17 protein-coding genes are annotated in these 21,538 nt (G+C 60.6%); 6 read left to right on the top strand and 11 right to left on the bottom strand.

Going from position 1 to position 21,538, the window contains the following annotated elements:
- The first annotated feature begins 54 nt into the window (after window positions 1-54).
- Window positions 55-660, top strand: coding sequence for a hypothetical protein (locus ACO9S2_RS11830; RefSeq protein ID WP_423722442.1), 606 nt, complete (start codon window positions 55-57; stop codon window positions 658-660).
- Between the two features lie 68 nt (window positions 661-728).
- On the opposite strand, the gene ACO9S2_RS11825 is transcribed toward ACO9S2_RS11830, so the two are convergent.
- On the bottom strand, window positions 729-3,377 hold the full coding sequence (locus ACO9S2_RS11825; protein WP_423722441.1) for a CBS domain-containing protein: 2,649 nt from the start codon (window positions 3,375-3,377) through the stop codon (window positions 729-731).
- A gap of 524 nt (window positions 3,378-3,901) precedes the next feature.
- Between ACO9S2_RS11825 and ACO9S2_RS11820 the strand changes: the two genes are divergently transcribed.
- Window positions 3,902-4,312, top strand: coding sequence for a hypothetical protein (locus ACO9S2_RS11820; protein ID WP_423722439.1), 411 nt, complete (start codon window positions 3,902-3,904; stop codon window positions 4,310-4,312).
- 104 nt (window positions 4,313-4,416) lie between these two features.
- Here the strand turns inward: ACO9S2_RS11820 and ACO9S2_RS11815 are convergent, their stop codons facing one another.
- From ACO9S2_RS11815 to ACO9S2_RS11805, 3 genes are read right to left on the bottom strand one after another with little or no spacing between them, the layout of a single operon-like run.
- Complete coding sequence (locus ACO9S2_RS11815) at window positions 4,417-5,169, bottom strand: DUF3047 domain-containing protein (protein ID WP_423722437.1); 753 nt, start codon at window positions 5,167-5,169, stop codon at window positions 4,417-4,419.
- A gap of 13 nt (window positions 5,170-5,182) precedes the next feature.
- On the bottom strand, window positions 5,183-6,736 hold the full coding sequence (locus tag ACO9S2_RS11810) for a mercuric reductase (RefSeq protein WP_423722435.1): 1,554 nt from the start codon (window positions 6,734-6,736) through the stop codon (window positions 5,183-5,185).
- Window positions 6,736-7,470 (bottom strand): TVP38/TMEM64 family protein, encoded by a 735-nt coding sequence (locus ACO9S2_RS11805; protein ID WP_423722433.1) that lies wholly within the window; start codon window positions 7,468-7,470, stop codon window positions 6,736-6,738. The genes ACO9S2_RS11810 and ACO9S2_RS11805 overlap by 1 nt, the downstream gene beginning before the upstream one ends.
- Before the next feature lie 215 nt (window positions 7,471-7,685).
- On the opposite strand from ACO9S2_RS11805, the gene ACO9S2_RS11800 reads away from it, so the two are divergent.
- The 3 genes from ACO9S2_RS11800 to ACO9S2_RS11790 all read left to right on the top strand — a co-directional run bounded on the left by ACO9S2_RS11800 (window position 7,686) and on the right by ACO9S2_RS11790 (window position 13,450).
- A complete protein-coding gene (locus ACO9S2_RS11800) occupies window positions 7,686-8,330 on the top strand; it encodes a sulfite oxidase-like oxidoreductase (protein WP_423722431.1) in 645 nt (214 codons plus the stop codon).
- A gap of 89 nt (window positions 8,331-8,419) precedes the next feature.
- Window positions 8,420-11,815, top strand: coding sequence for a glycosyl hydrolase family 8 (locus tag ACO9S2_RS11795; protein ID WP_423722429.1), 3,396 nt, complete (start codon window positions 8,420-8,422; stop codon window positions 11,813-11,815).
- Window positions 11,816-11,863: 48 nt separating this feature from the next.
- Window positions 11,864-13,450 (top strand): tetratricopeptide repeat protein, encoded by a 1,587-nt coding sequence (locus tag ACO9S2_RS11790; RefSeq protein ID WP_423722427.1) that lies wholly within the window; start codon window positions 11,864-11,866, stop codon window positions 13,448-13,450.
- 111 nt (window positions 13,451-13,561) lie between these two features.
- Here ACO9S2_RS11790 and ACO9S2_RS11785 read toward each other — a convergent pair whose 3' ends face one another.
- Window positions 13,562-14,473, bottom strand: a complete 912-nt coding sequence (locus ACO9S2_RS11785) for a DUF6635 family protein (protein ID WP_423722425.1) — start codon at window positions 14,471-14,473, stop codon at window positions 13,562-13,564.
- Between the two features lie 220 nt (window positions 14,474-14,693).
- Between ACO9S2_RS11785 and ACO9S2_RS11780 the strand changes: the two genes are divergently transcribed.
- Window positions 14,694-15,800: a dipeptide epimerase gene (locus ACO9S2_RS11780; RefSeq protein ID WP_423722423.1), complete on the top strand. Its 1,107-nt coding sequence runs from the start codon at window positions 14,694-14,696 to the stop codon at window positions 15,798-15,800.
- On the opposite strand, the gene ACO9S2_RS11775 is transcribed toward ACO9S2_RS11780, so the two are convergent.
- The 6 genes from ACO9S2_RS11775 to ACO9S2_RS11750 form a co-directional block, all read right to left on the bottom strand.
- The gene (locus tag ACO9S2_RS11775; protein ID WP_423722421.1) at window positions 15,790-15,993 is read right to left on the bottom strand and encodes a DUF3565 domain-containing protein; all 204 of its coding nucleotides are present in this window, start codon (window positions 15,991-15,993) and stop codon (window positions 15,790-15,792) included. The genes ACO9S2_RS11780 and ACO9S2_RS11775 overlap by 11 nt on opposite strands.
- A gap of 60 nt (window positions 15,994-16,053) precedes the next feature.
- A complete protein-coding gene (locus tag ACO9S2_RS11770; protein WP_423722419.1) occupies window positions 16,054-16,509 on the bottom strand; it encodes a hypothetical protein in 456 nt (151 codons plus the stop codon).
- A complete protein-coding gene (locus ACO9S2_RS11765) occupies window positions 16,506-17,024 on the bottom strand; it encodes a GlcG/HbpS family heme-binding protein (protein ID WP_423722417.1) in 519 nt (172 codons plus the stop codon). Before ACO9S2_RS11765 ends, ACO9S2_RS11770 begins: the two co-directional genes overlap by 4 nt.
- A gap of 121 nt (window positions 17,025-17,145) precedes the next feature.
- A complete protein-coding gene (locus ACO9S2_RS11760; protein ID WP_423722415.1) occupies window positions 17,146-19,818 on the bottom strand; it encodes an MGH1-like glycoside hydrolase domain-containing protein in 2,673 nt (890 codons plus the stop codon).
- A 316-nt stretch (window positions 19,819-20,134) separates the two neighbouring features.
- A complete protein-coding gene (locus tag ACO9S2_RS11755; protein WP_423722413.1) occupies window positions 20,135-20,320 on the bottom strand; it encodes a hypothetical protein in 186 nt (61 codons plus the stop codon).
- A gap of 142 nt (window positions 20,321-20,462) precedes the next feature.
- Entirely contained in the window at window positions 20,463-21,494 is a 1,032-nt protein-coding gene (locus ACO9S2_RS11750; protein ID WP_423722411.1) for a pectinesterase family protein, read from the bottom strand.
- Between the last annotated feature and the right edge of the window lie 44 nt (window positions 21,495-21,538).

Raw genomic sequence — 21,538 nt, 5'->3', positions numbered from 1 at the left:
ACAACCGTTCGACGTGTAAGTTAACACCGTAGGCAGGTACGGGATGGGACGAAGATGACAGGCCACGCTTACCGTCCGCTGCAGGTCGGCTGGAACGCACTGAATTCGATCACGCTCGCGGTTTTACTCCTCGCCGGCTGCTCAAGACTCCCCTTTGACCCGACCCCGGTCGTTCCCACGACGTCTCCCCTCCCTTACTCAGCCAAAGTGCAGGTGAGCGAAGTCGGCACCTATGAGGTTGAAGCCGGCGCCAGCATGAGTCCTGACCCAACCCTGGCAAACCACGTCTTGCGGACAACCCCCACGCTGTTCCCCAGCAAGGATCCGGTGGAATGGGAACGCGCGACCGTCGAGTACCTCACCACGAGAAAGACGTTTCAGAAGATCGTACAGGAAGGCGCGGCGGACCTGAACCTCACCCTGCGCATCAATATGTACATCGACCCGAGTGTGTCGTCCTCGTTCAGCCAGATTTATCTGGTCACCACGGACGGCACGTTGAGCGATCCCAAGACCGGACGATCCCTGGCGCGCTATTCGGGGTTTGGAAAGACGGCCGGAAATTCGCAGGACAAGGCAGCGATGGAACGGGCGCTCCATGCTTCCTTTCGGGATCTCTTCGGGAAGATGGAAAACGACAAGCGGCTGCCCTTACTCTGAGGGCTGCGGTTTCCCGCCCGGAGCAGCAGGACCGCCCGTCTGCGGCCTGATACCTGATGGCATGGCCCCTACTGTTTGGTGAGCCGCTCCACCAGCTCCTGCTCGTCACTCTCGCTTTTGACCTCTCCATTCAGCCTGGCGTCGAGCAAGCGGTCGAGAATCTTCTTGAACTGCGGCCCCGGCTTTAACCCCATGGCCTTCAGTTCGACGCCGGTCAGGACCGGCTTCACATGCTGGTAGGACGTCAGAAAGGCCGACACCTGACGCTTGACCTGATCCGACGAACTCTGCGCCATCATCGCCACCAACGCTTCGTCCGGCATGTCCTGCAACAAGCGGACGACCGCCGAGGGTTTGAGCGGAGGCTGCTTGGCCAGTTGGCGCAGAGCCCGATGGGCTCCACCGCGAAAGGCCTTCAGCGTCGTCGCTTCCCGCTCGCTGAACGGGAACCGCTTCAGCCACTCCGCCATCCCGCGATCGGGCAGCACCGCGGCCAGCGCCATCACATACACCAGCCACCCCTCCATCCTGCGACCGAGATAGAGCAACCGGTACCAATCCAGGGCTTCTTCCGTCGCCAGCAGCATCTTCTCCAGACGCGCCGTCCACACCAGCTTCGGGTGGATAAACCGGAGCAGATCAAGTTCCGCCATTCGCTTGAGCGCGGTCTTCGGTTCCCGCTCCGAACAGAGCGCCTTCAGTTCTTCCAGCAGGCGATGCCCGGACAGCCGATGGAACAGTTCCATCTTGACCGCCGCCTTGATCAACGCCAGCGTGTCTTTGCCCAGGTGGAACCCGAACCGTGTCTCAAAGCGAATCGCGCGGAACACCCTGGTCGGATCTTCGATAAAACTCAGGCTGTGCAGGACGCGCACGGCCTTGTCCTTGAGGTCGCGCTGGCCGCCGTAGAAATCGAGGACGTCCCCGAAGCCCCGGCCGTTCAGCCGCACCGCCAGGGCATTGATCGTGAAATCGCGGCGGTACAGATCCTTCTTGATCGAACTCTGTTCGACAGTCGGCAGGGCCGTCGGAAATTCATAATACTCGGTGCGCGCGGTCGCGACATCGAGCTTGACGCCGTCCGGCAGCACGACGACCGCCGTCCCGAACCGTTCATGCGCCTTGACCCGTCCCCTGTGTTCCGCAGCCAGTTTACGCGCGAACGCGATGCCGTCCCCCTCCACGACCAGATCCAGGTCCAGATTATCGATACCGAGCAGGAGATCGCGCACGAATCCCCCGACCACATAGAGCGACAGATCCAGGCGGTCGGCCAGAAGACCGGCCTCTTTCAGCAGCTTGAAGAGCGGCGCCGGAAGCCTTTCACGCAGCTGCTGGCTGAGATTGCGGCGATGCATGGGGCGGGTGGTTTCGGCCGGCTCACTCAGTTTGGGACGGATGCGCACCGTCCGCAACACATCGTCGTGCCAGGTCCTGAGCAGGTCGGTGCGCGTGATCACGCCGACCACGCGCGGGCCGTCCAGAATGGGAACAAAGCGTTGATTGCGCTCGAGCATGATCTGCTCGATCTCGTGGAACGACGTCGCGGGGGCCGCCGTATAGTGGTCGGTGTGCATGATGTCCCGGGCCGTCAGGGCGCCCAACCGATGGAACAGCGCCTTCTGAATCTGCTCCCGGCTGACCAGCCCGACATAGCGATCCTTCCCGTCAAGCACAGGGAGCACATTCACCCCGTAGTGCGTCATCTGCTCTTCCGTGTCTTTCACCGTTGCATCCGCACCGACCGATTTCACCGGCCTGGTCATGACGTCCTTGGCCAGGAGCGTGGGCCGGTACCGCTGCGTGAGCAACTGCACCACCCGCTCCTTGACCTCCGCCAGAGGCCGGCCTTTGACGATCGCCGCCGCCGCCACCGCATGGCCGCCGCCGCCGAATTCCTTCGCAATGCCCCCGACATCGATGTCGGGGGTGCGACTGCGGCCGATGACTTCGACATGCTCCTCCGTCATGACCACCGCGAGCACCGCGTCGACCCCTTCCAACTCAGCCAGTTTGTGGACCGCCTCGGCGGCTTCCGCCTGGCACCGGTCGACGGTGCTGGTGGCAACCAGGACCTTTCGACCTTCGAGATAGTGCACCTCGCTATGTTCAAGGAGATCGTTGAGCAGCGCCACCACGTCCGGATCGAGCGGCCGCCGCAAGGTTTGCGATACGAGATTGAGATCGGCTCCCGCCGTGATGAGAAATGCCGCGGCTTCGAGATCGCGCGGTGTGGTGGAAGCGAACGTGAACGAGCCGGTTTCCTCATACAGGCCCAACGCCAGGACCGTCGCTTCCAGAACCGTGAGCGGCGCCCCTGATTGCCGCACGCGTTCGATCAGAATCGTCGTGGTGGCCCCGACCCGCTCGATCACCGCAGTCACAGGACCCCCCGCCGGCCTGGCATGAGCCAAGTCCTCGCGCTCTCCATGGTGATCGAACACCTGTATCTCAACCCGCTGGTCCTGCCAGCATTGCTTGAACGGACCGATCCGCTCAGGCTCGTGCGTATCGACCAGGATCAGCCGCCGGACCTTGGAAATATCAATTTCTTTGAGCTTCGTCAGATTCAGGTCGTGAGCCGTGATGAAGGCATGCACCGTTTCCTGAGCCCCGCCGGACAGCACCAAGCGCACATCGGGATACAACTTGCGTGCGGCGACCATCGAGGCAAGGCCGTCGAAATCGGCATTGCGATGAGTCGTGACAATCTCCATCGCCGCATTCTAGCAGGGTCTCACCCCTCACGAAATGGCTCCCCCGCGCAACGCGGCCTCGCCCTCATCAATGCTGTCCCGCCACGACCTTCTTCCTACTCCAACCTATGGCGCCTGGAGGCCTGTCGATGCGACCGCAGAGCATACAACTGCCCGCCAAAACGAAACGAGGCGCCCGCGACATTCATCGCGAGCGCCTTTCCTGTTGCGGCTCACAATCATGCCTGGCGATGCCGCGCCTCTGGCGATCATGTTTCTCCCGGACAATATGATTGGAGGACTGTTCATAAATTCGGAGCAAGACAAAGATCGGCGATCCTGTCCAGCCAGAGATCCGACTGATCAGAATTGCACAGTCTCATGACGTTTTTTCCCCTCCCGGCGTTGAACCGGCCTGCCCCTCCTGAGACGGATCGGCTAACCCGCTGTTTTTCCAACAAGAGCCCGGGTTCCCTCTTACGGCACATGCTTTGCTGAAAAAACCAGCACAGGCTCGACGAGCTGTTCACGTAAGGAGGTCGCCGATGACAACAGACGTAAAGACCAAGATCCTGACAATCGCGATTGCGGCCCTGTCCACAGTGGCGCTGGCCGCTGCTCCGGCCTTGGCAAAAGAAAAGGACGCCAAGAAAAAGTCACCCGGAAGCCATCATTCGTCCGCTGCTGCTGCCGCCTCGTCCACCAGCCATGTTCCGGAAGTCGGCCATGCACCGAAAGCCGGCGAACATGACACCAAACCTGGTCCGGCCTGGAAAACCGTCGGCGGAACGGTCAAACAGATCGACGGCAATGCCTATACGGTGGAAGATTACGAAGGCAACCAGGTGAAGCTGTACGTTGGTCAGGGCACGAAGCAGCTTCGCGGTCAGAAGAAGGTCGGGGACACGGTCCGCGCAGAAATTACGCGGGGTGGCTTCGCGAATTCCGTGCAATAACCCCTGACATTGAATCCGCGCACCCACCCGGGTGCGGGACGGTCCCCGGAGGGGCCGGCCCTGTACAGGCCGGTCCCTTTCGTTTTACCCGACGAACCTCACGCCTACCGCGCAGTCCTCCAGAACGAAATATCCCCGTAGAACGCAATGGCATGTTCCTTCGTATTGTCCGTATCGCTCATGATCGCCACCCCGTTGATCATCGGCGGCTCTTCGCCAAAGGCCTTCTTGTAGTCCTCGTAGATGTTCCGTTCCTCGTCCACCCACAGCCCGACCTTTTGCGGCCCGCTCTCAACGACGATCATCCGGGCAAAATCGGTATAGGCGTTTTCAACGATGGCCCCGATGGGCACCCTGGTCTCCCAAATGTAGTTCAAGGCCCCGATTGGAATGTCTCCAAAGATGGCCCGGCCCGCTTTGTATTTCAGCTTCCTCCCGAAGCTGACTTTGTCCGGATCGTACGCGAAGGTGATATACAGCCGCGCCGGATAATCGTCGCCATCCTTGTGCGACACATCGCTGTGCTGCAGCAGGTTCTCCACTTTCCAGCGCCAGCGGACAATGGGATAGTCTTTGGGGTTGATGGCGACTTCCCTGGTAAGCCCGGAGGCCGAAGCGTCACTGGTCGCTTTCACGACGACCTGTTCCCCATCTCTCACCAGAACGTACTCTGTCTGCTTGGGGATTTTCTTGAACGTCAGAGGCTTCCAGCCGTTTGGAAGGCCCGCCCCCGGCTGATCCGAGGAGAATTTCCCGACCTCGATCACCGGCGAGGATTGCGCCCAGGACAGGACCTGACCACCGACACTTCCCGTGATCAGAACCGTCAAGGCGAGGATCCTATGCCAGGCCATCATACAGCGTCCTCTCCTACCGCCTCATCCAGGCGAATAGTTTCACGAGCCGATTCCTGGTCCCCTCGGTGAAGTGCGCCTTTCTCCAGAGATTCACCACCTTCTTAGTGACTTCCGCCTGCGTGGGATAGGGATGGATGGTTCCCGCAATCGTCTTCGCGCCGAGTCCGGCTTTCATGAGCACCGAGAATTCGTTGATCATGTCGCCGGCATGGGCCGCGACAATGGTCGCACCGACAATCTTGTCGGTGCCTTTCCGGATGTGGACACGCGCAAAACCGTCCTCGTCGCCGTCAAGAATGGCCCGATCGACCTCGTCGAGCTTGAAGGTGTAGGTCTCGACCTCCAGCCCTTGTGCCATCGCCTCATCTTCATACAGGCCTACATGCGCGATTTCCGGTTCGGTATAGGTGCACCAGGGCATGACCAACGACTTCGTGCTGGCATAGCCCAGGCCGAACGGATGGGGGAACAGCGCGTTCTGGATGACGATCTGCGCCATCGCATCGGCCGCATGCGTGAACTTGTATTTGGAACAGACGTCACCGGCGGCAAAGATGCGCGGGTTCGTGGTCTGGAGCCGGTCATTCACAACCACCCCGGTCTTGTCGTATTGCACGCCGACCGAGTCCAACCCGAGCCCTTCCACATTCGGCTGGCGGCCCACGCCCACCAGAACTTCATCGACGGTGATATCGTAGGACTGGCCGTGCGAATCCGCGGTCAACCGCTTCCCGCCGGCGGCCTGTCCGACGTTCACCTCTTTCCCGCAACAGAGCAGCGTGACCCCGTCACGCAGCATCTGCTGCCTGACAATGTCGGCCGCATCCTGATCTTCGTTCGGCAGAATACCGTGCAGGGCTTCGATCACATAAACCCGGCTGCCGAACCGCGCAAAGGCCTGCGCCAACTCGCAGCCGATGGGCCCCGCCCCGATGACCCCCAGGCGAGGCGGCAGTTCGGTCAGCGAAAACACCGTTTCGTTGGTGAGATAGCCGGCTTCCTGGAGTCCTGGGATGGGAGGAGCCGACGCCCGAGCGCCTGTGCAGATCGCCGCCTTCACGAACGGCAACGTCCGTTGCCCGGCCGTTCCTTCCACCACAACCGTATCCGGTCCTGTGAACCTCGCGTTGCCGATAAAGACATCGACACCCAGGCTCTTATAGCGCTGGGCCGAATCATTACGGCTGATCCGTGCGCGCAATTTTCTCATGCGGGCCATCACCGCCCCGAAATCGTACGTCACGCCCGGCGGGATATGCAGACCGAACTCTCCGGCCTTCTTCAGGTCCGACCAGGCCCGTGCCGCCCGGAGCATTCCTTTGGACGGCACACAGCCGACGTTGAGACAATCGCCACCCATCAGATGCTTCTCGATGAGCGCGACCTTCGCGCCCAGGCCGGCGGCGATGACCGCGGTAATCAGACCGGCGGTCCCAGCCCCGATCACGACGATGTTATAGCGGCCGGATGGTTCAGGATTGACCCAATCGGCTGGATGGACATTGGCGACGAGCTGCCGATTGTGTTCGTCGTCCGGCAGGATAAGTCTTTCATCGTGCCGGCTCATCACCGCGCCCCTCTGAACTTCTTATAGACCGTCGGGACCAGCGCCAGGAGCCCCAGCAAGACAAACGCCCCGATCACGTTCGGCGACGCAATCTCCTTGAGCGAACTGATGCTGCCCAGTTGCCGCCCGGCATTGGCATACACAAACGAGCCGGGAATGATCCCCAGCGCGGTCGCCGCCACATACGTCCCGACGTTCATGCGCGTCAAACCGGACACCAGATTGATCACAAAAAACGGGAACAGAGGAATCAAGCGCAGCGTCATCAGGTAGCTGAAGGCGTCCTTGGCGAACCCTGCCTGAACCGGCTCAAGCCATCGTCCGAACTTCTGTTCGACCCAATCACGCAGCAGATAGCGGGCGGCCAGAAAAGCCAGGGTGGCCCCGGTCGTCGCCCCCAGATTCACAAACAGGGTGCCCCAGAGAGTGCCGAAGAGAAACCCGCCGGCCAGGGTCAGGATCACCGCGCCGGGCAGCGACAAGCCCGTGACCGCAATGTAGGCCATAATGAAAAGAGCGGCCGCCACGCCGAAGTTCGCTTCCGTAAAGGCCAGGAGCTGATCCCGATTCTGCTTCAACGCCTCCAGCGACAACAGACGGCCAAGATCGAAATAGAAAAACAGCCCGATGGCGGCCGCCACGCCGAGCATGATGGCAACCTTGTTCCCAATGGATGGCTGTCCCGGAGTTGTCGTAGAGGCTTGGCTGGTCATAGCGTCTTCGAACTGTATCATGGGGGGCTCCTCTCATCCCTGTCAATGTGAACGAACGGAAGCAGGATCGGGCCCATGCGTCGATGCGTTCAGCCCCGACTGTCATTCACACCAGCGCGTGACACTTTGGACATATACGGCAATGAGAGCCCGATAGATGTAACCGCCATGACAATTCCCTATGACCTTGTCAGGAGAGCCTCGATTCTCGTACCCTGTTGCAGGAGGCCGTGACAATGGATCAGGACAATCGACTCACGAAAACGAAAGAACAGTGGGCCAAGGCACGGCGCGGCGGCGAAGAGCGCGAGGTCTTTTACGAAGGCGATGACCGGCTTCCGCCGGGCCAGCACCTGGTCGAGACCTTTCCGGTGCTGGACCTGGGATTCAAGCCGGACATTCCCCTCTCTGAATGGAAGCTGACCATCGGCGGGTTCGTAACCAACCCGGTGACCTGGTCCTGGGAGGACTTCCTCGCCCAGCCGCAGTTCAAAGACCGCTCGGACTTTCACTGCGTCACCTCCTGGAGCCGCTATGACAACGACTGGGAAGGCGTAAGCTTTAAACAGATCATGTCTGTGGTGAAGCCCCTCTCGCTGGCCAAATTCGTCCTGTTCAAATCCTACGATGACTACACCACCAACTTGCCGCTCGACGCCTGCGACGACGACGACGTCCTCCTGACCTACACCTGGAACGGCAAACCGCTGACGAAAGAACACGGCGGCCCCGTGCGGGTCATCGTCCCGAAACGCTATGCCTGGAAAGGGGCGAAGTGGGTGAAGGAGATCACGTTTTCGGATAAAGACGAGAAAGGATTCTGGGAAGTACGGGGCTATTCGAACACGGCCTTGCCCTGGAAGAATGACCGGTACGGGTGAGGCGGCTACACAGCCTGCACCTGCTGCACTCACCACGAGACAGACTGCTCGCGCCTCCGCCATTCACGAAATCCCCCACTCAAGGATTCATGCGCCCGTTCGTCCGACTTCTATTAATCCTCTTATTCAGCGTCGTCGGGTGCATCGGGCTCGCCGGTAGCGCCGGGGCCGCGCCCGCATCGCAGCCGAACGACACCTATATCCGGCAACTCGACGATCTGTCCGCGCTCTGGAGCTTTTACAAAAGGACCTATATCCAGAATGGCCGGGTGGTCAGCCTGGACGAACAGGGCATCACGACCTCGGAAGGGCAGGGCTACGCCATGCTCCGCGCCGTCTGGTCGAACGACCGGACAACCTTCGAGGCTGTCTGGGCCTGGACCAGGCAGCACCTCCAGGTCCGCGACGACAAGCTGTTTGCCTGGAAATGGAAAGGAGCCGTGCTCGACAGGAACTCGGCGACCGACGCCGATACCGACATCGCCCTGGCCCTGATCCTGGCCGCCCGGCGATTCAACCAGCCCGCATTCGAGCAGGAGGCGCTGGCCATCCTCGACTCCATCTGGAACCGTGAGCTGGTCCACATCGGCACACACACCTATGTCACCGCCGGTAATTGGGCGCGCGATGACAAGTATCCGACGATCCATGTCGCCTACCTCGCCCCCTATGCCTACGACATCTTTGCCTCCGTCGATCCGCGCCATCCCTGGACCCAGGCCATCACCTCCAGCTATGCCCTGCTGCACTGGCTCTACGATGAGGAATCCCTGCCTGTCCCTCCAGAACTGGTCTATCTGGACCGGCAGGGTGACCGCCTTTCCATCCGACATCCCGTCACCGGGGCGTCGTCCTCATTCAGCTACGATGCCTTCCCGATCTTTTGGCGCGTGGCGTTGGATGCGGCCTGGTTTGGACGCGCTCAAGGTCCCTTGCGGCACAAGATGCTGGAATTCTTCCGGCAGGAATGGAAAACCCGCGGAGCGTTCGTCGATCGCTACACCCTGAAAGGGTCGCCCCTGTCTGCGAGTGAGGGCCTCCCGCTATATGCGACCATCCATGCCCTGGCTGCCCAGGAACAGGACGACCTTGCCCGCAGACTGCGCGAAAAGAAAATCGCCCCCCTCGAAGCCGGCGCCCTCTCGGGAAAACGACTCCCTTACTATTTCCACAACTGGCTCTGGTTCGACCAGGCCGCCACCCTGTCACAAGCCCGGCACTACGACGAGTTCCTGGGATTCCTGCGCCCCTTCAATGTCGCCGGATTCTCGGCTCACTTCCCCTGGGAACTCTTCGCCGTCACGGTCATCCTCTACCTGCTCGCCCGGTGGCATCCGGTCATTAAGCTCGCCTTTCTGCTCTGCGGCTTCAGCCTCTGTCTCCGCTATCTCCACTGGCGGCTCTTCAACACCTTGAACGTCCTGGAAACCGGTGGCCTGTTTATCAGCCTGTCCCTGTGGGCCGCCGAGCTTTACGCGTTCTCCACCGTGGTCCTGCTGTTCATTCAGGTGGGAACCGGCTGGAGACGGCAACCGGCCCGTCCGCCTGAGCCAGCGCCGGGCTTTGCGCCGACCGTCGATATCTTGATCCCGATCTATTCCGAGTCCTGCGACATCCTGGAGAAGACGCTGATCGGCGCCTCGGCGATGGAGTACGGGCACAAACGGATCTACGTCCTGGATGACAGCCATCGGGAAGAAGTCTCCCGGCTCGCGGAACGATTCGGAGCCACCTACATCAAAGGCCCCAAGCGGCATGCGAAAGCGGGCAACTTGAACCATGCCCTGACGCAGACAGACGGCGAACTCATCGTGGTATTCGATACAGACCACATTCCCGTGACAACGTTCCTGACGGAAACCGTTCCGTTCTTCGCCGACCCCCGGATGGGATTCGTCCAAACACCGCACCACTTCTACAACCAGGATATCTTTCAACGGGCGCTCGGGGCCGGCCCGCGCATCCCCAACGAACAGGATCTCTTCAACCACGCGATCCAGGGCGGACGCCATGGCTGGCAGGGGTCGTTCTTCGTCGGCAGCGGCGCCGTCTTCCGGCGAGCCGCGATCACTGAATTGAACGGATTCAACCTGATGAGCATTACCGAAGACATTCACACCAGCCAGCACCTCCATGCGAAGGGATGGAAGTCCGCCTTTGTGGATAAGGACCTGGCGGTGGGGCTGACGGCGGAAAACCTGGCGTCGTATATCGTCCAGCGCCGGCGCTGGATGTTGGGCTGCCTTCAGATCTTCTTCAAGGACAACCCGCTCTTGTGCCGGGGCCTGTCGCTCCGCCACAGGGTCGGCTACTTTGCCTCGCTCTACTATTTTTTCTTCCCGATCGCGCGCGTGATCTTCTGGATCACCCCCCTCTACTTCCTGTTCTTCCATCTGCATCCGATTTTCGCCGACGTTTCGATCCTTGTCGCCTATCTCCTGCCCTTCATGATCGTCCTCCCGATGATTTCGGCCACGCTCCTTCCCGGATGGCCCCGGCTCATGTGGTCGTCACTGTATGAAGGAGCAGTCAGTTTTCCACTCTTCCGCTCGATGTTCGACCTCTTGCTTCCCAAAAACCTGGGCTTCAAAGTCACCCCCAAGGGCCTGCTCTCGGAACGGCGCTCGTTCGACTGGAGGTCCTCCGCCAGTCTGGCCATCGCCATTGCAATCACTCTCGGTGCCATTGGAAAGGGACTGTGGGAGTTCTGGTACTTCGGCATCGAAAAGGATGCTTACTTTTTCAATCTCAGCTGGGCCTCCGTCAATCTGCTCACGCTCCTGATCGGCCTGCTCATGGCATGGGAAAAGCCCCAGCGACGCATTGAGGAGCGCATTCTCAAGCCCATTCCGTTTGAACTTCGCAGCGACCGGCTGCGCCTCCGGGGAACGGCACACGACATGAGCCTGAGCGGGCTCTCATGGAAGAACGCCCCGTCCGGTCCGCTCCCTCCCACCATGACCATCACGTTGCTCGACAGAATTCCCTTCACCTGCCAGGTTCGGCTGGTCTATCATGACCGGCTTCCAGGGCGGGACGTCCGTTGCGGACTGGCTTTCCTCACTCTCTCAGAAGCAGATCGCCGGCGCTTGTTGCTGAACCTCTACGCCGATCCCGCTACATGGAAAGACGCGCATACGCACCGCCTGCGCAGCAGCGTCCTAATGGCATGTCACTTGCTCATCGGTTTACTCCGGCACTTTATGCCGCAACGGGCGAGCCGGCGGCAGATCCCCAGACGATGGAGGTTTCAGATCATCCGGATTCAAATCGGAGAAAGACAGTACCGCGCAGTCCTCAGGGATCAATCCGCTCAGGGCCTGGGTCTCGTAACCTTCGCCAACGACGGTCCCGCCGCGACCCCGTGGCTCGTACAGACCGCTGACGGCCGGATGACCGCCTATCGTCCCGTCTATCGCACTAGACTCTGGGGCCTGGCGCCACGGATAGGGCTGCAAGCCGTCCCTCCGACATCCAGTTCTTAGCGATCACGCATATTCACCTGCACCGACACTTCAGGAAAGGCGTTGCTCATGAAGTTCTGTTCCCTTGCCCTGCTCAGTCTCACATTGTTGTTCGCAACCGGACTCGACCAGCGAGCCGGCGCGGAAGACTTTACGGAGTCCTGGTACCTCTCCCGAGGACGCTCCAACATGGAGATCGACAACTATAAGGCGGCGATCGAAGCGTTCGAGAAAGTGGTGGAGCGCAACCCGGATCATCGGGAAGCGTTGCGCAGCCTGGGACTCGCCTACGAACGGCAGGGGCTCAAAGACAAGTCCATCGAGACCTTCGACCGGTACCTGGCAAAATACGACGACGATCCGGAGATCGCCTTCAAGCAGGCTCAGGCCCTGGAATGGTCGCGTTACTCATATCGCGAGAAAGATCTGCTGAAGTACTACCGCATGGGGCTCAAGCGCAAAGACGACCCTGCCATGCGGTTGAAATACGCATCGCACCTCGCCGGCCGCAAGGAGACCGCACAGGAAGCCATCGCTCAGTACGATAAGATCCTCGCGTCACAACCCCGCAATGCGCAGGCTCACCAAGGGCTCGCGAAAGCCTATGCCTGGCTGGGCCAGAACGACCTGGCGCTCTATCACGCCAACCTGGGCCGGCAGGCGGTGAAACGCGAGCCGGGCGACATGACCGCCTTGCGTCACGACATGCTCAAGGGCCGTGAACCGGCCGTGGAAGGCGTGTTCTCGGTGCTGGCCCAACCGACGACACCGTTTGAACTGTATGGGGTTCGGATCGGGTCGCGGGGCAAGATGGACTTCAGTCCCTTCACCACTACGACGCTGGAAGCCGGCGCCGAACACTTCTGGGACTCATCGGAAAACCGTACCGGCGGCTATCTGTCCTTCGGCAATCAACTGCGGATCAATCCGGCAAACCGCTTCGATCTGCTCCTCGAATACCATGATGCCCCGCGCGGCGACGGGCTGGCCTACAAGTTTGAATATGTCTACGAGGGACCGTCGGTGTTGATTCGTCCCGGCGTGAAACGCGAGTTCCGCTACGATTCGTTTGCCGCCCTGATCGGGTCGCGCAGTTCCGGACAACTGGTGGGTCTGGCACGATCGACCCAGTTCTACACCGACGTGGGCTTCGACCTGGGCTCCACACGCATCGAGGTCACGCCCTTCGTCGGCTGGGTGACCGCCGAATCCCTGAGCACCAATAATCAAGTCGGTCTCACGGTGAAGACCACGACGCCGCTCTGGGAGACAGACAACTGGAATGTCTCGGGCGAATATCTCTTCTATCTCACCCACTATGAAGAGAATCAGAGCGGCTTCACACCCAGCCCGGTCGAACCGCGAGCCGGCGGCTATTTCAGCCCGCAGGTCTTTCTGAACCAGATTCCCCGGCTCGCCGCTACTTACACCTTCGACGAGAAGCAGGACATCACGTTTGCCGCCGGCCCCGCCCTGCAATACATCGATGAAGCCACGCAGGCGTCCGTCTTCCGCGTCGGCGGAGACGCCCACGTCGCCTATACGACGCACCTCTCGAAGCCCTGGCTCTTGAAGGTCATGGGCGACTACACGCAAATCGCGAGCGTCTATTCTCGCATCCAGGGCAATGCCCTGCTGGTGTACACGTTCTACTAGCCCGGTTGCTCGTGCAAGCCGGTCAACAATTACGTGGCGTGAAGACAATGGGCAACCCCGGGGAAAAACGAAGCGCCCGTAGCATCGGAGAGGGAAAGGAAACCTTCCCTCTCAAACCACAAGGTTCTTTACGGCAGGCTTGATCCGCTTGCGCAGATGCAGATGCAACTGATCTTCCATCGCGTCGATCAGCCGATGCAACTGCGCCTGCTGTAACCCGGCCCGTTTGAGAGAGGGATCGCTGAGCATCCCGACCAGCAGGCTCATGCTCGTGACGAATAGGCCCACGGACATGGTGGCCCACACCACCTGCCAGAAGGACGGCTTAGGCGGGAACAGCGAATAAAACGCGGATCCCAGGCCCGCGCCCAACAGGAAATGCGACGCGGCCCGGTCGCGAGCCGCCTTTCTGGCAAGCTGATCACCGATCCCGGCAATGCTCAGGGAATGATCGCCGAACAACAGCCATCCCATGACCAGTGTCAGGAGCGTCGCCGTCATGTCGCACACCAGCGCGCGGCTGGACGAATGCGATTCAATCACGCGCGTCATATCGGGCAGGTCCTTCAACGCCGCTTCCACCTCCGCAGTCAGCGCGAACAGCGGGGCGACGGATCGATCCCGCTTGATCATGTCAGCCAGCCCTTGAGAGGACGCCGCCCCGGCGCCTGACCGCCACGGCCACTCCAACAACTCGGTCGCAATCAATCGCTCGATCTCTCTTTGATAGCTCGTCTTCAGCCCCGAGGGCAGGAGACCGACCAGATCGGCTCCCGCACGCCAGCCCAGCTTCTCGGGCACCTCGACAACTTTCTTCAACAGCAGATAGGGAATCGCCCAGAGCGTATTGACGGGATGACAGAACAGGTCGGTGACGAATGACCGCTTCTGCAAGGCGATGGTTTCCCGGAACGAAAAGTGCCGCGCGACAAAGCCATCCACTCGACCATGGCACTCGGTAATGTAGCGATCGATACAGTCTTCGAGCGCGGCAATCGCCGTCGCGGTATGGTGCACGTTCACGAAAGACAATCCTCCAGACAAAGGCTTACTATACGGAAATCTCGCCACGGCTCAAGTAAATCCCCTGTTCGCGGGAACGGCCGGGTCTCCCATTCGACACGAACCGCCTTTCCTTTCGACCGCCAGTTCATTCCCCGCTGCCGCTGGTTCACCGCCTCAATGTTTCTATTCCAATCTACACACAGACGGGGTAGGCTAACTGCCTCCTTGTCGGAGACACATGCAAATCCCCAACCGGACAATCCGCAGAATTGAATTCTGGCCCGTCGATATCCCCATCACGGACCCGTTTGTCGTCGCCACCGGCGCGCGCGTGGTGGCGGAAAATATCTTCGTCCGGCTCACGCTCGACGACGGCACACAGGGTTACGGCGAAGCCGCGCCCTTTCCTGAAGTCGGCGGAGAGAACCGGGAGTCCTGTCTGGCCACTCTTGGTCGATTAGCTCCGGCGCTGATCGGACAACCGGCGCGGGACTATCCAGCACTCGCTAGGCAAATGGCGGAGACTGCCAGAAGCCATCCAGCCGCCAGATGCGGATTGGAAACGGCCATCATCGACGCCCATTGCCGGGCAACACAGATTCCCATGTGGAAATTGTGGGGCGGCGCCGATGTGCGCCCGCGAGAAACCGACATCACCATTCCGATCACGACCCTTGAGAAAACATTGGCGCTGGCCCAAGGCTGGTACAAGAAGGGTTTTCGCCTGTTCAAGATGAAAGTCGGCAAGGATGTTCAGGAAGACATTCGCCGGTTGGAGGCCGTGCATCGGGCATTGCCCGGCATCTCCTTCATCGGCGACGGGAACCAGGGCTTCTCGCGGGAGGACTGCCTCACGTTTGCCGGAGGCGTCCGGCAATTCGGCGGCACGATGGTCCTGCTCGAACAACCGGTCGTGCGGGAGGACCTGGAGAGCATGGCGGCCATTCGGCGGGAAACAGGGATTCCCGTCGCGGCAGACGAAGCGGTGCGCTCGCTTGCGGATGCGCGGCGGGTGATCGAGCAGGGCGCGGCCGACTACATCAACATCAAGATCATGAAAACCGGCGTCGTGGAAGCAGCCGAGATCGCGGCCTTCACCCTGGCCTCAGGGCTCAAGCTCATGGTCGGCGGGATGGTCGAAACGAGAACCGCGATGGGCTGTTCCTTCAGTCTGGTGCTGGGCATGAAGGGCTTCGACGTGCTGGACCTCGATACGCCGCTGCTACTGGCCGACGATCCGGTCACGGGAGGTTATCACTATCGCGGGCCGCTTCTCGCTCCCTGGCACTCCGCAGGCCTCGGCATGACGATCATCCCGCAGTCCGGGCTGACCATCATCCAGTAGTCGGCTCTCCCTCGTCGCATTTCTTGCACGCGAGCGCCTGCCCGAGATGCCGGGCCCTGCCCTCAGGTGTCAGCACCCAGGGCCGGCTGAAGAACGGCGGCTGGTGGCGCACATGCTGCCCATGGCCGCAGGCCAAATCCGCGACCCAGTCGCCACGTTCATCCTGGTGATAGCCGATGATCGGTTGGTTCATGTGTCCGCACTATGCATTACGCGCTAGGATTACCACTCTCACATTCACAGCGACATACTTCTATCGTTTTTCGAACGGCCGTTCCGGTCGCTCCGATGCCGGGAAGTAGCCCCAGCGCTCTTCCGCATCTTCGTCGAAACTCCCGACGAAAATGACTTCCCGATCGAGATTGCGGAACTCCGAGAGGGTGATCGTACAGGCCTGTCCGTCGATCACACGCGCATCGAATTGGCCGACGACGTATACGAGGCCTTTTCTGGTCAGATAGAGATTACGGCGACTTGTATGGCCGGTATCCGGAAAGAGGTCCACGTCGGCTGTGCAGCCGGGCGTGCGCTCGACCGCCAGCGTCAGATTGTGCCGGGGCAGAAACGGATCAGTGGCGACCCGCACGATGGTCAGCCGGAGACCGGTCCCGGGAATCTCCACGGAGGCCGGCTCGGGAGCGCCGCTGTTACACCCGAACAGGCCGACGCTCATCGCGCCGGCCAGACACCACCACAGTCTTCGCCTCACTTGGCCGCCGGAATCTTGGGCACCGCGCCGATGGCGTCAAGTCCCGCTTCCGCGCAAGCATCGTCGAGATGGGCGCCGGGAGCTCCGCCCACACCGATGCCGCCGACGACATCCCCGCCGATCTCGATCGGCAACCCGCCTCCGACCATGAGAATCTGCTCGTTCATGTCGCGCAGGGCCTGCAGCGGCGGCATCTTGCTGATCATGTCAGCCAGTTCGCTCGTGGCACGGCGCAGACTCGACGCCGTATAGGCCTTCTTGCGGCTGCTATCGACCGTGTGCGGGCCCGCGCCATCGGCCCGTCCCATCGCGCGCAGCAGTCCCGCCCGATCCACCACGGAGACACTCACGCGATAGCCATCCTTCTTGCAGGCATCCACCGCGGCCTGAACTGCCCGCTGAGCAAGACTCAGCGGCAAGACCGACTCTTTCGGCAACTCCTGAGCCGCAGATATCCCCGCCCCGCAGGTCATGGTGCCGACGACCAATACAGCGCACAGCCACGCTCGGTTCATATTTATCTCCTTTATCAGTTGAAAACTCATGGCCCAAGGATGATCTGATCGGAGAGTACGAAGGCGCCGGAAGACTGTCAAGTGCCGCACCTGCGATGAAGGCTGATTCCCGATCACGCTTCTACTCCCCCGACTGCTGGATCAGCTTCGCGACCAGTCCCGTCCAACCCGTTTGGTGGCTGGCGCCGATGCCGGCACCGTTGTCCCCATGGAAATATTCATAGAACGGCACGGCATCCCGCCAATGGGGGTCGCGGGAGAATCGTTCCACGCTGCCGAACACCGGCCGCCGGCCTTTCTTGTCGGGCAGGAAGAGATGGGTCAGCCGTCTCGACAATTCGCTGGCCACCTCATTCAACGTGGCCATTCGACCGGACCAGGTCGGATACTCAACCTGATACGCATCGCCCAGGAAGTAATGGAACTTCTGCAGTGACTCGATCAGCAGAAAGTTCACCGGAAACCACACCGGCCCGCGCCAGTTCGAATTCCCCCCGAACAGATCGGTCCCCGACTCGGCCGGCTCATAGTCGACGCGGTAGTCGTTTCCCATGGCAGACAGAACATAGGGATGATCTTTGTGATAGCGCGACAGAGCCCGAATGCCATACGGCGACAGAAACTCTTCTTCGTCCAGCATATAGCGCAGCACCGATTTCAGCCGATGCCGGTTCACCAGGGAGAGAAAGCGCCGCACGCCGCCGTCGTGGGAATGCGTTTCAACATGGGCGCTGAAATCCGGCCGGTTTTCGATGAACCACTGCATGCGATGCTTGAAGCGCGGCAGACTGTCGATGAGATCGGAGTCCAGCGTCTCCACCGCAAAGAGCGGGATTAATCCGACCATGGAGCGCACCTTCAGGTGGAGATTCTTCCCGTCCGGCAGATGCAGCACATCGTAAAAGAACCCGTCCTCTCGATCCCAGAGCTCGATCTTTTCGCCGCCGATATTGTTCATCGCCCGGCAGATGTAGACGAAATGCTCGAAGAATTTGCTGGCCACATCCTCGTAGGCCCGATTCTCCCGCGCCAGTTCCAGCGCGATCGACAGCATATTGAGGCAATACATCCCCATCCAGCTGGTGGCGTCGGATTGCTCGATATGGCCGCCGGTCGGCAACGGGGAACTCCGATCAAAGACCCCGATATTGTCGAGCCCCAGAAACCCGCCCTGAAAGATGTTCTTGCCTTCGGCGTCTTTCCGGTTCACCCACCAGGTGAAATTCAGCAGCAGTTTGTGGAACACCCGCTCCAGAAATACCCGGTCGCCGCCCCCCTTCCGCTTCTTTTCGATCTTGTATACGCGCCACGCGGCCCAGGCATGCACCGGCGGATTCACATCTCCCAACGCCCACTCATAGGCCGGAATCTGGCCGTTGGGATGCATATACCATTCGCGCAGCATGAGAATGAGCTGCTCCTTGGCGAAGGTCGGATCGACGATGGCGAGCGGGATGCAGTGGAAGGCAAGGTCCCATGCGGCGTACCACGGGTACTCCCACTTATCCGGCATGGAAATCACGTCGGCGTTATAGAGGTGCGTCCAGTCCGCATTGCGCCCTCGCAGCCGCTCGCGCGGCGGCTCCGGCCCTGCGGGATCGCCTTTGAGCCAACGCGACACCTCGTAGTTATAAAACTGTTTGCTCCAGAGCAGCCCGGCAAAGGCCTGCCGCTGGACAAGACGGGCATCCTTCGATACATCGGGGGGAGCCAGGCTCTCGTAAAACTCGTCGGCCTCTGCGAGACGTTGCGTAAAGATAGCGGCAAATTCCTCTTGCGAGAAGGCTCTGTCGCCGTCCCCATTCAGGAACTGGAGGCAGATCGTCTTGGTCTCGCCAGGAGCTAACGACAAGACGTACCGGGCCGCCGCCTTGCTCCCGATCCGATCCGGGTTGACCGCCGTCGTGTCTCCCTGCACCACATAGTCGTGGAAGCTGTCTTTGACGTGCCGGGCCCCGTCGGGGTCGCCATAGAGCCGCCAGGTGTTGGTCTCGTTCTCAGTAAACAGCAGCGGCGGCCCACCCGCACAGAGAAGACGCCGCCGGCCATAATAATCGTGCATCAACTCAATCGCGCTCATCCCCTGCACCGCCGTGCCCGCCTTCATCCGCGGGCGGCGAACATCCAGCCCCCAGGACCAGGTATTGCGGAACCACAGCGTCGGCAGGACCGTCAGTTCCGTGGGTTCAGGCCCACGATTGACAGCCTGGATACGAATCAGAAGATCCTCCGGCGAGGCCTTGGCGTATTCCACAAACACGTCGCAATAGCGATCCTCATCGAAGAGGCCGGTATCGATGAGTTCATACTCCAGCCCGGTGCGCCCCCGGCGGAGGTTTTCTTCAACTAAACGGGCGTAGGGAAATTCCGCGTGCGGATACTTGTAGAGATATTTCATGTAGGAATGCGTGGGGGTCGAGTCGAGATAGAAATAGTAGTCTTTGACGTCTTCGCCATGGTTGCCTTGGTTCCCGGTCAGACCGAAGATGCGCTCTTTGAGGAACGGATCGCGGCCATTCCAAAGCGCGAGGGCGAAGCAAATAAACTGGTGCCGATCGGAAATGCCCGCCAGCCCGTCTTCATTCCACCGATAAGCCCGCGATCGGGCGTGATCGTGCGGAAAGGACTCCCATGCGTTCCCGTGAGGGCTGTAGTCCTCGCGCACGGTCCCCCAGGCGCGTTCACTCAGGTAGGGCCCCCACCGCTTCCAATGTGTCTCGCGACGGGCATCCTCTTGAAGGCGCTGACACTCGGGAAGGATAGAAGGGGGAACAGTGCGATTCAAGTTTGCCATAGATTGCCTCGAAGAGGGCTCAGTCTGAGCCGCGATGCCTGGATGAGGGCAGCCACCTCACCCGGCTCTAGCCATCGGACGGCCTACGATGCTCCCCTCCGGCGTCCAATTCAAGGTCCTCCCCCCTTGCAGCATCCACAGAGATCCGGGGGGAGCCCCGCCTCTCTTGATCGGACGAGTCGGCCGCTTGCACAAGGGCCTCGTGAATTTCAGATGGAGACAGACGGGACGGCTTCCGGCACGAGCGGGAAGCGGCACGGTCGGGGAAAGGCCGGGAATTGATGATCGATGATCAGCGAACAACGGAAGGGGAAGACTACATCCAGACGACGCGTTCCCGGTTGAGGAGGTACTCGATCACTTCGATGCTTTCGCGCATCTGGACCTGCGCCTTATCGGACATCGGGAGGACCGCGCCGACGAGCTTCCCCGACTCCATATCTTCCAACGACGGGATGCCGTCGCCGGAACGGGTATCGCAATCTTCTCGAAAACTAGCCACGGTGAATCTCCTGTTAGCCTCTTCTCGGCCTCTCTCCCGGTTTTCTTGAGTACGCATTCGCCGGAACGAACAGCGCTATGGAGAAAGCCTACCACAGACCGGCATTTTTCCGGAGCGGCGGCGCAATCCTGTGCGTTAACAACTACTTGGGCTGACGGTTTGCAGCGGACGGTTGGACGGGAGGAAGCGCCCCGAGAAAGGGAAATTGTCCGACGTTCAACAAGGCACTGTCCGCGCGAAGCCGGAAATCGTCGTGCTCCGCGTCCACAAAGCGGGGATCGCCGATAAGATCGGAATCCTGTTTCAACTCAGGTGCCGGCGTATTGGGCGAACCGGCACGCATATAATTGCCGTCGCTATTATAGAGCGCGTTGAATGACGTCTTGGCCTGGCTGGATTGCGCGACGAGGAAACCCACCTTATTGAGGCCCACCACATTCCCGAAGGCTTCACTTTGGGAATTGCCCAGGAACGCCGCCCCGCCTCCGTTCTTCACGAGCGTGTTCCTGATCAGTATGGCCTTGGCCCTGTCATTCACCACCACCGCCTCAAAGAGGCTTCGCGTGATGACGTTCCGCTCCAGCCGCACTTCGGACTTTCCGGCGACATTCACGCCATGATCGTTGTCATGGATATAATTGCCCACCAGCACAGCCTGCGAGTCGGCAAACTGGACCCCGGTCGTCTCGCTGCCGCCGATCACGCAATCTTCAATCCGCACATCCTGGACCTGCTGGCCGAAGAGCATCCCCTTCACATGAAGATCCCGCAACGTGATGCCGTTGCCGTTGAAAATGCCCAAGGCGTGGCCCCCGTGCTCGTTGATCGTCATACCCTTGATTTCAATATTCGTCGCGCCATAGGGCCACTTGCCGACATGCAACACGCCGACCATCTGCCCATGCCCGAGCAGCGTCACCTTATCAGTCCCCGCCCCGATCAGCTTGATGTTCTCTTTGCTGTGAATCGTGAGATCCTGCGGATAGGCTCCCGGCTTGAGAAACACCGTGTCGCCTTTCTTGGCCGAATCCACCGCCTCCTGAATCGAGGTGAAGTCGCCGCTGCCGTCCAGCGCCACGGTGATAGTGCGGGGACCGGCTGCAACGGGCTCGCCGGCCAAGGCCGTCCCGCCCAGCCACACCACAAATCCGATGAGCATAATCAGATAACGCATGCGCATGGTATTACAGGCGGGCGAGCCGGCCTGTCAACCGGGTT

Origin of the sequence: Nitrospira sp. NS4, assembly GCF_049546785.1 — a bacterium.
Classification (GTDB): domain Bacteria; phylum Nitrospirota; class Nitrospiria; order Nitrospirales; family Nitrospiraceae; genus Nitrospira_D.
This window is presented reverse-complemented; position numbering and strand designations above follow the sequence as displayed.

Coding starts and splice junctions, on each gene's coding strand:
- ACO9S2_RS11815 (WP_423722437.1), bottom strand. CDS start 5,169: ATGATGGCCTGGCATAGGATCCTCGCCTTGACGGTTCTGATCACGGGA.
- ACO9S2_RS11795 (WP_423722429.1), top strand. CDS start 8,420: ATGCGCCCGTTCGTCCGACTTCTATTAATCCTCTTATTCAGCGTCGTC.
- ACO9S2_RS11790 (WP_423722427.1), top strand. CDS start 11,864: ATGAAGTTCTGTTCCCTTGCCCTGCTCAGTCTCACATTGTTGTTCGCA.
- ACO9S2_RS11825 (WP_423722441.1), bottom strand. CDS start 3,377: ATGGAGATTGTCACGACTCATCGCAATGCCGATTTCGACGGCCTTGCC.
- ACO9S2_RS11820 (WP_423722439.1), top strand. CDS start 3,902: ATGACAACAGACGTAAAGACCAAGATCCTGACAATCGCGATTGCGGCC.
- ACO9S2_RS11760 (WP_423722415.1), bottom strand. CDS start 19,818: ATGGCAAACTTGAATCGCACTGTTCCCCCTTCTATCCTTCCCGAGTGT.
- ACO9S2_RS11830 (WP_423722442.1), top strand. CDS start 55: ATGACAGGCCACGCTTACCGTCCGCTGCAGGTCGGCTGGAACGCACTG.
- ACO9S2_RS11750 (WP_423722411.1), bottom strand. CDS start 21,494: ATGCGTTATCTGATTATGCTCATCGGATTTGTGGTGTGGCTGGGCGGG.
- ACO9S2_RS11765 (WP_423722417.1), bottom strand. CDS start 17,024: ATGAACCGAGCGTGGCTGTGCGCTGTATTGGTCGTCGGCACCATGACC.
- ACO9S2_RS11810 (WP_423722435.1), bottom strand. CDS start 6,736: ATGAGCCGGCACGATGAAAGACTTATCCTGCCGGACGACGAACACAAT.
- ACO9S2_RS11780 (WP_423722423.1), top strand. CDS start 14,694: ATGCAAATCCCCAACCGGACAATCCGCAGAATTGAATTCTGGCCCGTC.
- ACO9S2_RS11775 (WP_423722421.1), bottom strand. CDS start 15,993: ATGAACCAACCGATCATCGGCTATCACCAGGATGAACGTGGCGACTGG.
- ACO9S2_RS11800 (WP_423722431.1), top strand. CDS start 7,686: ATGGATCAGGACAATCGACTCACGAAAACGAAAGAACAGTGGGCCAAG.
- ACO9S2_RS11805 (WP_423722433.1), bottom strand. CDS start 7,470: ATGATACAGTTCGAAGACGCTATGACCAGCCAAGCCTCTACGACAACT.